We start from the raw sequence: 12,863 nt of genomic DNA, 5'->3' as shown, positions 1-12,863 counted from the left end.
GAGCCGGGGGACGTACCGCTTGCGTCCCCGCGGTTCCTGTTCGTGCGTGACGCGCGCGGATTCTCGACCATTTCATGGCCGTCTGAGCAGCCCGGGGCACGCATCCCCGATGCCGGACGGATGGAGAGGGAGTACGAGAAGGTGGCCACACCTAAAAAGAGCCGAGGGGCAGGTGCCCAGAGCAAGCCGGGCCGTGCCCTGAGCCTGATCGTGATCGTCATGGTCGCGCTCATCGGGGGGATGTTCCTCGCCGGCACGCTCACCCCGCGCCTCGGCATCGACCTCGCGGGCGGCACCAGCATCACGCTGCAGGCCAAGAACGAGCCGGGCAAGCCCAACGCGATCAACAAGACCAACATGGACACCGCGGCGGACATCATCAACCGCCGTGTCAACGGCTTGGGTGTGTCCGAGGCCGAGGTCCAGACGCAGGGCAACAACAACATCATCGTCAACATCCCCAAGGGCACGAACGAGAAGCAGGCGCGCGAGCAGGTCGGTACGACCGCGCAGCTGTACTTCCGCCCCGTGCTCACGATGGCTGCCGGCTCCCCCACGGCCGACTCCTCCGCCAGCCCGTCGCCGAGCGCCTCCTCGAGCGGCAAGGCGACCGACAAGGCCACGGACAAGGCCACGGACAAGGCCTCGTCCTCCGCGTCGCCGTCCGCCTCCGCCACCTCCCAGGGCCGCCCCGTCACCGACGGCCTCAAGGCCGACGCCACGCCCAGCTCCTCCGCGAGCGCGAGCGGCAGCGCCGACGACAAGGCCTCCGACAAGGCGTCCCCGTCCGCGAGCGCCAGCGCCTCGGCCGACCCGGCGACGACCGCGCTGCAGAAGAAGTTCACGGACCTCGACTGCTCCGACTCGGCCGCCCGGACGAAGGCCAACGAGGGCGCCAAGGCGACCGACACGATCGTCGCGTGCGGCAAGGACTCGTCCGGCACCTGGGCGAAGTACATCCTCGGCCCGTCCGAGGTGAACGGCAAGGACGTCAAGAAGGCCCAGGCGACGATCAACCAGCAGTCCGCGCAGTGGGTCGTCAACATGGACTTCACGGGCTCCGGCTCGAAGAAGTTCGCCGCGACGACCAGCAAGCTCAAGGACCAGCAGCAGCCGATGAACCAGTTCGCCATCGTCCTCGACGGTGACGTGGTCTCGGCCCCGAGCGTCTCCTCCACGCTGAGCGGCTCCGCCGAGATCTCCGGCAGCTTCAACCAGCAGTCCGCCCAGGACCTGGCCAACGTGCTGTCCTACGGCGCCCTGCCGCTGACCTTCCAGGAGCAGAGCGTCACCTCGGTGACCGCCGCGCTCGGTGGCGAGCAGCTGCACGCCGGTCTGATCGCCGGTGCCATCGGTCTCGCCCTGGTCGTCATCTACCTGGTCGTCTACTACCGGGGCCTGTCGATCATCGCTCTCGCCTCGCTGCTGACCTCGGGCATCCTGACGTACACGCTCATGACGCTGCTCGGCCCGGCCATCGGCTTCGCGCTGAACCTGCCGGCGGTGTGCGGTGCCATCGTGGCCATCGGTATCACCGCGGACTCGTTCATCGTGTTCTTCGAACGCATCCGTGACGAGGTCAGGGAAGGCCGCTCCGTGCGGCCCGCGGTCGAGCGCGCCTGGCCGCGCGCCCGGCGCACCATCCTGGTCTCCGACTTCGTGTCGTTCCTCGCGGCCGCGGTGCTCTACATCGTGACCGTCGGCAAGGTGCAGGGCTTCGCGTTCACGCTCGGCCTGACCACCCTGCTCGACGTGGTCGTGGTCTTCCTCTTCACGAAGCCGCTGATGACGATCCTGGCCCGCACCAAGTTCTTCACCAGCGGGCACAAGTGGTCCGGCCTCGACCCCAAGCGCCTCGGCGTCCAGCCCCCGCTGCGCCGCACGCGCCGCGCCGCCCGTCCTGTCGACCCGAAGGAGGCGTGAGATGTCGAAGCTCGGCAATCTCGGCGCCAAGCTCTACCGCGGTGAGGTCGGCTACGACTTCATCGGCAAGCGCAAGATCTGGTACGGCGTCTCGATCCTGATCACCATCACGGCGATCCTGGGCCTCGCGGTGCGCGGCCTGAACATGGGCATCGAGTTCGAGGGCGGCGCGGTCTTCACCACGCCGAAGACCTCCGTCTCCGCCTCCCAGGCGGAGAAGTACGCGGAGGACGCCTCGGGTCACGACGCGATCGTGCAGGAGCTCGGCACGGGCGGCCTGCGCATCCAGATCGCGGGCATCGACACGGGCAAGTCGGACGACATCAAGGCGGACCTCTCCAAGGAGATGGGCATCCCCGCCGACAAGATCAACGCCGACCTCGTGGGCCCCAGTTGGGGTGAGACGATCGCCAACAAGGCATGGCAGGGCCTGGCCATCTTCATGGTCCTGGTCGTGATCTATCTGGCGATCGCCTTCGAGTGGCGGATGGCGGTGGCGGCGCTCGTCGCGCTCATCCACGACATCACCATCACCGTCGGGATCTATGCCCTCGTGGGCTTCGAGGTCACGCCGGGTACGGTGATCGGTCTGCTCACGATCCTCGGTTACTCGCTCTACGACACGGTCGTCGTCTTCGACTCCCTCAAGGAGCAGACGAAGGGCATCGAGAAGCAGACCCGCTGGACCTACAGCGACATCGCCAACCGCTCGATCAACAGCACCCTGGTCCGCTCGATCAACACCACGGTCGTGGCGTTGCTCCCGGTCGCGGGCCTGCTGTTCATCGGGGGCGGCTTCCTCGGCGCCGGCATGCTGAACGACATCTCGCTGTCGCTCTTCGTCGGCCTGGCCGCCGGTGCGTACTCCTCGATCTTCATCGCCACTCCGCTGGTCGCCGACCTCAAGGAGCGCGAGCCGAAGATGAAGGCGCTCAAGAAGCGGGTGCTCGCCAAGCGGGCCGCCGCCGCGGCCCAGCCCGAGACGGCCGTGGTGGGCCACCAGGCGGCCGGATCGCCGCAGGACGAGGACGACGAGCCGCAGGACGCCGCGGCGGGCGCGGGTCCGCGCAACCAGCCGGCCCGCAACCGCGGCCGCGGACGCCCCTCGGGCAAGCGCCGCTGACCGGTTCGGTCCCGTACGCGCATGGGCGCCAGGAGCTGCGACGCTCCTGGCGCCCACGTCGTTTCCGGACAGGTGCGACTGCTAGGGTTGACGACCGCGCAGACCCGCCGAAAAGGCGCGGCACAACCCCATCACAGACTCGCTGAGGTGCAGAAATGACCGACATCAAGGAGCTGCTCCTCAGCCGCATCCGTGATGTGCAGGACTATCCGGAGCCGGGCGTCCTCTTCAAGGACATCACCCCGCTCCTCGCCGACCCGGCGGCGTTCACCGCCCTCACCGACGCGCTCGCCGAACTGTGCGTGCGACACGGCGCGACCAAGGTCGTCGGCCTGGAGGCCCGCGGCTTCATCCTCGGCGCCCCGGTCGCGATCCGCGCGGGCCTCGGCTTCATCCCCGTACGCAAGGCGGGCAAGCTCCCCGGCGCGACGCTGAAGCAGTGCTACGACCTCGAGTACGGGTCCGCCGAGATCGAGGTGCACGCCGAGGACCTGTCCGCCGACGACCGCGTCATGGTCATCGACGACGTGCTGGCCACCGGCGGCACCGCCGAGGCCGCCCTGCACCTGATCCGCAGTGCGGGCGCCGAGGTCGCGGGCGTCGCGGTCCTCATGGAACTGGGCTTCCTGCCCGGCCGCGAGCGGCTGAACCCCGCCCTTCGGGGGGCTCCGCTCGACGCCCTGCTCGTCGTGTAAAGAGCCGGGAAAGACACCAGCTCACAGCCTTGCAGGCGGGCCCGGAGGAATCCGGCGCCCGCCTCTGCTGTTGCTCCAGTACAAAGCCGAACCACCGGCCGAATACGTTCGGTGGGCGTCGGATCGATACCATGGGCTCTCCGGGACCTGAACGGGGGACCCGTCGCGCACGAGGAGCGCCGTTGCCAGACGAGGCCAAGCCACTCACCGCCGCCACGAACGACCAGCAGGCTGCCCCGGGCGCGGCTCCTTCCGGCACGCCCGCGAAAGGCGCCGAGCCCGCACCGCCGACCGGCGGCAAGGCGGTCGAGCCGGCACGTCCCAAGCCTCCTGCCGAGCAGCAGCGCGCCACACCGCCGCCCGTGATCCGCGCGGCCGCGAACCAGCCCGCGGCACGCTCCGGGTCCTCCAACCGCGTCCGGGCCCGCCTGGCCCGCCTCGGCGTCCAGCGCTCGAACCCGTACAACCCGGTCCTCGAGCCGCTGCTGCGGATAGTGCGCAGCAACGACTCGAAGATCGAGACGTCGACGCTGCGCCAGATCGAGCGCGCCTACCAGGTCGCCGAGCGCTGGCACCGCGGCCAGAAGCGCAAGAGCGGCGACCCGTACATCACGCACCCGCTGGCCGTCACGACCATCCTGGCCGAGCTGGGCATGGACCCGGCGACGCTGATGGCCGGTCTCCTGCACGACACCGTGGAGGACACCGAGTACGGCCTGGACACGCTCAAGCGCGACTTCGGCGACCAGGTCGCGCTGCTCGTCGACGGCGTCACCAAGCTCGACAAGGTCAAGTTCGGCGAGGCCGCGCAGGCCGAGACCGTCCGCAAGATGGTCGTCGCCATGGCCAAGGACCCCCGCGTCCTGGTCATCAAGCTCGCCGACCGCCTGCACAACATGCGCACCATGCGGTACCTCAAGCGCGAGAAGCAGGAGAAGAAGGCGCGCGAGACCCTGGAGATCTACGCGCCGCTCGCCCACCGCCTGGGCATGAACACCATCAAGTGGGAGCTGGAGGACCTCGCGTTCGCGATCCTCTACCCCAAGATGTACGACGAGATCGTGCGGCTCGTGGCCGAGCGCGCGCCCAAGCGTGACGAGTACCTGGCCATAGTGACCGACGAGGTGCAGGCCGACCTGCGCGCCGCCCGCATCAAGGCGACGGTCACGGGACGCCCGAAGCACTACTACAGCGTCTACCAGAAGATGATCGTCCGTGGTCGTGACTTCGCGGAGATCTACGACCTGGTGGGCATCCGCGTCCTCGTCGACACGGTCCGCGACTGCTACGCGGCACTGGGCACCGTCCACGCCCGCTGGAACCCGGTTCCGGGGCGGTTCAAGGACTACATCGCGATGCCCAAGTTCAACATGTACCAGTCGCTGCACACGACGGTGATCGGCCCCAACGGCAAGCCGGTCGAGCTCCAGATCCGTACGTTCGACATGCACCGCCGCGCCGAGTACGGCATCGCCGCGCACTGGAAGTACAAGCAGGAGGCCGTCGCCGGAGCCTCCAAGGTGCGCTCCGACCAGCCGCGGACCACCGGCAAGGACGACCACCTCAACGACATGGCGTGGCTGCGCCAGTTGCTCGACTGGCAGAAGGAGACCGAGGACCCGGGCGAGTTCCTGGAGTCCCTGCGCTTCGACCTGTCGCGCAACGAGGTCTTCGTCTTCACGCCGAAGGGCGACGTCATAGCGCTTCCGGCGGGAGCGACCCCGGTCGACTTCTCGTACGCGGTGCACACGGAGGTCGGCCACCGGACCATAGGAGCACGCGTCAACGGACGCCTCGTGCCCCTTGAATCCACCCTGGACAACGGCGACTTGGTGGAGGTCTTCACCTCCAAGGCCGAGGGCGCGGGACCGTCCCGGGACTGGCTCGGCTTCGTCAAGTCGCCGCGCGCCCGCAACAAGATCCGCGCCTGGTTCTCCAAGGAGCGCCGCGACGAGGCGATCGAGCAGGGCAAGGACGCCATCGTCCGCGCCATGCGCAAGCAGAACCTGCCGATCCAGCGGATCCTGACGGGCGACTCGCTCGTCACGCTCGCGCACGAGATGCGCTACCCCGACATCTCGTCCCTGTACGCGGCCATCGGCGAGGGGCACGTCACGGCGCAGTCCGTCGTGCAGAAGCTCGTCCAGGCGCTCGGCGGCGAGGAGGCGGCCAACGAGGACATCGCCGAGAGCGCACCGCCCGCCCGCGGCCGCTCCAAGCGCCGGTCGAGCGCCGATCCGGGCGTCGTGGTCAAGGGCGTGGACGACGTCTGGGTGAAGCTGGCCCGGTGCTGCACGCCCGTGCCCGGTGACCCGATCATCGGCTTCGTCACGCGCGGCAGCGGCGTATCGGTTCACCGCAGCGACTGCGTGAACGTGGACTCGCTCTCCCGCGAGCCCGAGCGCATCCTCGAGGTCGAATGGGCGCCCACCCAGTCCTCGGTCTTCCTGGTCGCCATCCAGGTCGAGGCTCTGGACCGCTCGCGCCTGCTGTCGGACGTCACCCGCGTCCTGTCCGACCAGCACGTGAACATCCTGTCCGCGGCCGTGCAGACGTCCCGCGACCGGGTGGCCACGTCCCGATTCACGTTCGAGATGGGCGACCCGAAGCACCTGGGCCACGTCCTCAAGGCCGTAAGGGGAGTCGAGGGCGTGTACGACGTGTACCGGGTGACGTCGGCCAGGCGCCCCTGAAAGGGGCGCGGGGAACGGCACGAGAAGCCCCACCGGGCGGATTGCCGCCGACGGCGCTGAGGTGACCGCCCCTTGAAGCGCCCGCCCCGCGCCGGGGTGCCGCCTTGCCCACCCTGCCGCCCTCGGCGGAAGGGTGCCCGAGGCTCTGTATGCAGAACGGCCCCGGGTTCCGAAGAACCCGGGGCCGCTTCACATCCTGCTGTCAGCGGAGCGTCAGCCGCCGAACTCCTCGAGCCCCTTCAGCGCCGAGTCCAGCAGCGCCTGACGGCCGTCGAGCTCCTTCTGGAGCTTGTCCGCCTTGGCGTTGTTGCCCTGCGAACGGGCCTGCTCGATCTGGCCCGTGAGCTTGTCGACCGCGGCCTGCAGCTGACCCGTGAGACCCGCCGCCCGCGCCCGCGCCTCCGGGTTCGTACGACGCCACTCGGCCTCCTCGGACTCCTGGAGAGCGCGCTCGACGGCGTGCATCCGGCCCTCGACCTTCGGGCGGGCGTCGCGCGGGACGTGGCCGATGGCCTCCCAGCGCTCGTTGATCGAGCGGAACGCGGCGCGGGCCGACTTCAGGTCCCCGATCGGGAGCAGCTTCTCGGCCTCGTCGGCCAGCTCCTCCTTGAGCTTGAGGTTCTCGCCCTGCTCGGCGTCGCGCTCCGCGAACACCGAGCTGCGCGCCGCGAAGAACACGTCCTGGGCACCGCGGAAGCGGTTCCACAGGTCGTCCTCGTGCTCGCGCTGCGCCCGCCCCGCGGCCTTCCAGTCCGTCATCAACTCGCGGTAACGGGCCGCGGTCACGCCCCAGTCCTGCGAGTTCGACAGCGACTCCGCCTCGGCGACCAGCTTCTCCTTCGCCTTGCGGGCGTCCTCGCGCTGCGCGTCCAGCGAGGCGAAGTGGGCCTTGCGGCGCTTGGAGAACGCCGAGCGGGCGTGCGAGAAGCGGTGCCACAGCTCGTCGTCCGACTTGCGGTCCAGACGCGGCAGACCCTTCCAGGTGTCGACCAGCGCCCGCAGCCGCTCGCCGGCCGCCCGCCACTGCTCGGACTGGGCCAGCTCCTCCGCCTCGGTGACCAGCGCCTCCTTGGAGTGCCGTGCCTCGTCGGACTGCTTGGCCTTCTGGGCCTTGCGCTCCTCGCGACGCGACTCCACGGACTCGACCAGCTTGTCGAGCCGCTTGCCGAGCGCGTCCAGGTCACCGACCGCGTGCGCGTCGGTGACCTGCTCCCGCAGGTGCTCGATCGCCGTCATGGCGTCCTTGGCCGACAGATCGGTCGTCTGCACCCGGCGCTCGAGGAGCCCGATCTCGACGACCAGACCTTCGTACTTGCGCTTGAAGTAGGCAAGGGCCTCGTCAGGAGAACCGGCCTTCCACGAACCGACCTCACGCTCAGTGCCGTCGGCCGAACGCACGTACACGGTCCCCGTCTCGTCGACGCGGCCCCACGGGTCGCTGCTCACAGCGCCTCCTCCACATGATGCCTGCGGGGAACTCGTGGGCCCCCGGGCATCGTCCACAGTTTCGTCACGGCCAACATAGGCGACCGGCGGGGATGCTGTCCGCATCCCGCGCGACCGAAATTTGGTGACCGACAGGTCAGTTCTTCTTCACCGTCACGGTCTCGACCTTGACGGTCTTCTTCGGAGCACCATCGGTCGCGCTCTGGCCTCCGGAGGCCACACCGCCCTTGGCGACGCCCTGCACGACCTTCAGTCCGTCCGCGTCCATCTTGCCGAACGGCGTGTACGACGGAGGGAGCTTGCTGTCCTTGTAGACGAGGAAGAACTGGCTGCCGCCGGTGTGCGCCTGACCGGTGTTGGCCATCGCGACGGTTCCGGCAGGGTACGTGACCGTGCCGTCCTTGCCCGCCTTGCCGAGACCCGTCAGGTTCTCGTCCGGGATCGTGTACCCGGGGCCGCCCGCGCCGGTGCCCTCGGGGTCACCGCACTGCAGCACGAAGATGCCGTCGGTGGTGAGCCGGTGGCACTTCGTGTTGTTGAAGAACTCCTTGTCGGCGAGGTACTTGAACGAGTTGACGGTGTGCGGCGTCTTGGCTGCCTCCATGGCGATGCCGATGTCGCCCTGGCTCGTCTTCATCGCCATCGTGTACGTGGCCTTCTTGTCGACGGCCATCTTCGGCTCGGGCTTCTCCGTGGAGGAAGCGCTCGGGCTCGGGCTCGCCTCGGCGCCCGCGGTGTCCTTCTTGTCGTCGCTCTTGAAGGCCCCGGCGGCGTAGGCGCCGCCCGTGCCGAGGACGACCACCGCGAGCACGGCGGCGATCACGGTGTTGCGGGTGCGGGCCTTGCGTCGCGCGGCCTCGCGCCGCTGCTGCTGGCGCAGGAACTTCTCCCGGGCGAGCTGACGCTGCCGCTGATCCTTGGTGACCACCGGGTCTTCTCCTCGTACGTGTGTATGGCGATGACTGGGCCCTTGATTGTGCCCCGTACCGTATATGGGTTCGCTGTGGAATCGGCAGCGCCGGTAGGCTCTGATCTGCCGCATTGCCGCATTCCGTCGACAGATGAAGGACGATCGTGCTGATTGCCGGGTTCCCCGCCGGGGCCTGGGGCACCAACTGTTACCTGGTTGCCCCCGCCGCGGGTGAGGAGTGCGTGATCATCGACCCGGGCCACGAGGCCACCGAAGGAGTCGAGGAAGCGCTCAAGAAGCACCGGCTCAAGCCGGTCGCGGTCGTCCTCACGCACGGGCACATCGACCATGTCGCCTCGGTCGTCCCGGTGTGCGGGGCGCACGACGTGCCGGCCTGGATCCACCCCGAGGACCGCTACATGATGAGCGACCCGGAGAAGGGCATCGGTCGCGCCATCGGGATGCCGCTCATGGGCGAGATCACCGTGGGCGAGCCCGACGACGTACGGACGCTGTCCGACGGCGCCCGGCTGAAGCTCGCCGGACTCGACTTCAGCGTGGCGCACGCACCCGGCCATACCAAGGGGTCGGTGAGCTTCCAGATGCCCGAGACCACGGACGTCCCGTCGGTGTTCTTCTCGGGTGACCTGCTCTTCGCCGGCTCCATCGGACGCACCGACCTTCCCGGTGGCTCCATGGACGACATGCTCGAATCGCTGGCCCGCGTGTGCCTGCCGCTCGACGACTCGACCGTGGTGCTCTCCGGACACGGCCCCCAGACGACCATCGGCCAGGAGCGCGCCACCAACCCGTATCTGCGGCAGGTGGCCGCCGGCCAGGGACCCTCGACCGAGGCTCCCCGACGAGGAATGTGACGAGAAGACCTCCCGTGAGTACCTTTCAGGCCCCCAAGGGCACGTACGACCTGCTGCCGCCGGACTCCGCGAAGTACCTGGCGGTCCGCGAGGCGATCTCCACGCCGCTGCGCAACTCCGGCTACGGCTATGTCGAGACACCCGGTTTTGAGAATGTGGAGCTGTTCGCGCGCGGTGTCGGCGAGTCCACCGACATCGTGACCAAGGAGATGTACGCCTTCGAGACCAAGGGCGGCGACAAGCTCGCACTGCGTCCCGAGGGCACGGCCTCCGTGCTGCGCGCCGCGCTGGAGGCCAACCTCCACAAGGCGGGCAACCTCCCCGTCAAGCTCTGGTACTCGGGCTCGTACTACCGCTACGAGCGCCCGCAGAAGGGCCGCTACCGGCACTTCTCGCAGGTCGGCGCCGAGGCGATCGGTGCGGAGGACCCGGCCCTCGACGCCGAGCTGATCGTGCTGGCCGACCAGGCGTACCGCTCCCTCGGCCTCAGCGACTTCCGCATCCTGCTGAACTCGCTGGGCGACAAGGAGTGCCGCCCCGTCTACCGGGCCGCCCTGCAGGACTTCCTGCGCGGCCTCGACCTGGACGAGGAGACGCTGCGTCGCGCCGAGATCAACCCGCTGCGCGTCCTCGACGACAAGCGGGCCGACGTGCAGAAGCAGCTCGTCGGCGCGCCCTCGCTGCGCGACTACCTGTGCGACGCGTGCAAGGCGTACCACGAGCAGGTGCGTGAGCTGCTGATCGCCGAGGGCGTCGCCTTCGAGGACGATGAGAAGCTGGTCCGCGGCCTGGACTACTACACCCGTACGACCTTCGAGTTCGTCCACGACGGTCTGGGCTCGCAGTCCGCGGTGGGCGGCGGTGGTCGCTACGACGGTCTGTCCGAGATGATCGGCGGCCCGTCGCTGCCGTCGGTGGGCTGGGCGCTCGGCGTCGACCGTACGGTGCTCGCGCTGGAGGCCGAGGGCGTGGAGCTGGAACTCCCGCCCACGACCAGCGTGTTCGCCGTTCCGCTCGGCGACGAGGCGCGGCGCGTGCTGTTCGCCAAGGTGACGGAGCTGCGCAAGGCCGGGATCTCGGCGGACTTCTCGTTCGGCGGCAAGGGCCTCAAGGGCGCGATGAAGAACGCCAACCGCAGCGGTGCGCGGTTCACGCTCGTCGCCGGGGAGCGGGATCTCGCCGAGGGAGTCGTGCAGCTCAAGAACATGGAGTCCGGCGAGCAGTCCGCGGTCGCGGTGGACCAGGTCGTCGAGGTACTCCGGGCCAAGCTGGGCTGACGTTCGGCTGGTCACGCAGTTCCCCCTGGGCGAGCGAAGCTCGCTTCAGGGGCGCGGGGAACTGCGCGACCAGCCGCCCACCGGCCCGCAGCCGCGACTGATGCCTACTCCAGCAACCCGAAGCGCATCGCACTGGTGACAGCGGCCGTGCGGTCGTCCACCCCCAACTTGCCGAACACGCGCAGCAAATGCGTCTTCACCGTCGACTCGGCGACATGCAGGCGCCGCCCGATCTCCGCGTTCGTGCACCCGTCGGCGACCAGCCGCAGCACCGCCGTCTCCCGCTCGGAGAGCCGCGGACGCTCCGGGTTCGTCCTGAGCTGGTCCACGAGCCGCGCCGCGACCGAGGGGGCCAGCACCGTCTCGCCCCGCGCGGCGGCGCGCACCGCGCCCGCGAGTTCGGCCCGGGCCATGTCCTTGAGCAGATAGCCGGCCGCGCCCGCCTCCACGGCCCGCAGGATGTCGCGGTCCGTCTCGTACGTCGTCAGGACGATCATCCGGCACGGCAGCCCGGCCGCGGACATCCGCACGATCGACTCGACGCCGTCGCCGCCCGGCATCCGCAGGTCCATCAGGACGATGTCCGGGGCGAGTTCGGCGGCGAGCGCCTCGGCCCGCGGGCCGTTCGACGCCTCCGCGACGACCTCCAGGTCCGGTTCGGCGTCGAGCATGGCGCGCAGGCCCTCGCGGACGACGGGGTGGTCGTCGGCGAGCAGGATGCGGATCACGAAAGGGTCCTCTCGGGTACCGGGAGCCGGACGGTGACGGTGGTGCCCGCGCCGGGGGAACTGTCGACGGTGGCGGTGCCGCCGACCTCCGCGGCACGCGCCCGAAGGCCGCGCAGCCCGAACCCGTCGGTGGTGGCACCCGGGTCGAAACCGGGCCCCGAGTCACGAATGGAGATACTCAACTCACCTGCTGTGTAGGTGAGTTCGATGTGCACCGCGGTGTCGGGCGCCGCGTGCTTGCGTACGTTGGCGAGGGCTTCCTGGCAGCCGCGCAGGGCCACCACTTCCAGGCCGGGCGCCAACGGCCCCGCCGCGCCGCTGACGTGAACCTTCGCGTCGTGCCGGGACGCGAGCCGGCGCAGCGCGTCGGGCAGGGACGCGCCGTCCAGGTCGGCCGGGGCGCCGCCCGCGACGAGCGCCCGCGCCTCCGCGAGGTTCTGCCGCGCGGTGTCCGCCATCAGCCGCAAGTGGCGCCGGGCCTGCGGGACATCGTCCGTCAGCTCGGCGTCGACGGCCTGGACGAGCATCAGGACGCTGGTGAAGCCCTGGGCGAGCGTGTCGTGGATCTCCCGGGACATCCGCTCGCGCTCGGCGAGGGCGCCGCGGTCCGCGGAGAGCTGGGCCACCTCCTCGCGGCTGGCGTCCAGCTCCGCGATCAGCTCGGCCCGTTCCTGGCTCTGGTCCATGATCCGAATCGTCCAGCCGCCGAACGCCGCCGAGAACACGAGGGTCACCACGGCGAACACCGAGTTGAAGAAGAGGTCCTGGCCGCCGACGTCCCAGAGCAGCGCCCAGCCCGCCACCGGCGCGAGGTTGATGACGGTGACCGCGACCATCGCCCGCCGGTAGCGCAGCGCGATGAAGCACTGCGGTACGAGCGCGAAGGCCATCAGCCGCGTCTCGCCGACCAGCACGCCCGGCATCAGATACACGGCCACGGCCCCCGCGATGTACGTCACCGCGCGCCGCTCGGCCGTGCCCTCGGTCATCAGCACCGGCCGCCCGTACACCACGTACCAGGGGACGAGCAGCGCGAGGGGGCATCCGGCCGCCACGCGGACCGGCCACGCCGGTTGTGCCGTGCCGAGCACGAACATCAGCGTGGCCAGCCACACGATCGCGAAGTAGGTGTCCCAGAGCCGGAAGGTGCGGGCCCAGACGTCCACCCCGCGCGGAGCGGTCCGTGGGTTCAC

10 protein-coding genes are annotated in these 12,863 nt (G+C 69.7%); 6 read left to right on the top strand and 4 right to left on the bottom strand.

Annotated features, from left to right (window positions below; genetic code table 11):
• The first annotated feature begins 141 nt into the window (after window positions 1-141).
• From secD to B072_RS0136165, 4 genes are all read left to right on the top strand, one after another.
• Window positions 142-1,923 (top strand): protein translocase subunit SecD, encoded by a 1,782-nt coding sequence (gene secD / locus B072_RS0136180; protein ID WP_063746490.1) that lies wholly within the window; start codon window positions 142-144, stop codon window positions 1,921-1,923.
• Between the two features lies 1 nt (window position 1,924).
• Entirely contained in the window at window positions 1,925-3,046 is a 1,122-nt protein-coding gene (secF, locus tag B072_RS0136175) for a protein translocase subunit SecF (protein ID WP_018534874.1), read from the top strand.
• Window positions 3,047-3,201: 155 nt separating this feature from the next.
• Complete coding sequence (locus tag B072_RS0136170; protein WP_018534873.1) at window positions 3,202-3,741, top strand: adenine phosphoribosyltransferase; 540 nt, start codon at window positions 3,202-3,204, stop codon at window positions 3,739-3,741.
• A gap of 182 nt (window positions 3,742-3,923) precedes the next feature.
• Window positions 3,924-6,434, top strand: coding sequence for a RelA/SpoT family protein (locus B072_RS0136165; protein WP_018534872.1), 2,511 nt, complete (start codon window positions 3,924-3,926; stop codon window positions 6,432-6,434).
• 213 nt (window positions 6,435-6,647) lie between these two features.
• Here B072_RS0136165 and B072_RS0136160 read toward each other — a convergent pair whose 3' ends face one another.
• The gene (locus B072_RS0136160) at window positions 6,648-7,880 is read right to left on the bottom strand and encodes a DUF349 domain-containing protein (protein WP_018534871.1); all 1,233 of its coding nucleotides are present in this window, start codon (window positions 7,878-7,880) and stop codon (window positions 6,648-6,650) included.
• Between the two features lie 136 nt (window positions 7,881-8,016).
• Window positions 8,017-8,808: a peptidylprolyl isomerase gene (locus B072_RS0136155; protein WP_018534870.1), complete on the bottom strand. Its 792-nt coding sequence runs from the start codon at window positions 8,806-8,808 to the stop codon at window positions 8,017-8,019.
• A 146-nt stretch (window positions 8,809-8,954) separates the two neighbouring features.
• Here B072_RS0136155 and B072_RS0136150 point away from each other — a divergent pair, with 146 nt between their 5' ends.
• Together B072_RS0136150 and hisS are read left to right on the top strand one after the other, a co-directional pair.
• On the top strand, window positions 8,955-9,665 hold the full coding sequence (locus B072_RS0136150) for an MBL fold metallo-hydrolase (protein WP_018534869.1): 711 nt from the start codon (window positions 8,955-8,957) through the stop codon (window positions 9,663-9,665).
• A gap of 14 nt (window positions 9,666-9,679) precedes the next feature.
• Window positions 9,680-10,942 (top strand): histidine--tRNA ligase, encoded by a 1,263-nt coding sequence (hisS, locus tag B072_RS0136145; RefSeq protein ID WP_018534868.1) that lies wholly within the window; start codon window positions 9,680-9,682, stop codon window positions 10,940-10,942.
• Between the two features lie 104 nt (window positions 10,943-11,046).
• Here hisS and B072_RS0136140 read toward each other — a convergent pair whose 3' ends face one another.
• Both B072_RS0136140 and B072_RS0136135 read right to left on the bottom strand, forming a co-directional pair.
• Window positions 11,047-11,670, bottom strand: coding sequence for a response regulator (locus B072_RS0136140; protein WP_018534867.1), 624 nt, complete (start codon window positions 11,668-11,670; stop codon window positions 11,047-11,049).
• Window positions 11,667-12,863 carry a sensor histidine kinase gene (locus tag B072_RS0136135; RefSeq protein WP_051127381.1) on the bottom strand — a complete coding sequence of 399 codons (1,197 nt, stop codon included), beginning with the start codon at window positions 12,861-12,863 and terminating at the stop codon, window positions 11,667-11,669. The genes B072_RS0136140 and B072_RS0136135 overlap by 4 nt, the downstream gene beginning before the upstream one ends.

Origin of the sequence: Streptomyces sp. HmicA12, from assembly GCF_000373565.1 — a bacterium.
Taxonomy (GTDB): Bacteria; Actinomycetota; Actinomycetes; order Streptomycetales; family Streptomycetaceae; genus Streptomyces.
The sequence above is the reverse complement of the archived record's forward strand: the minus strand, read 5'-3'. Positions and strand labels throughout refer to the sequence as shown.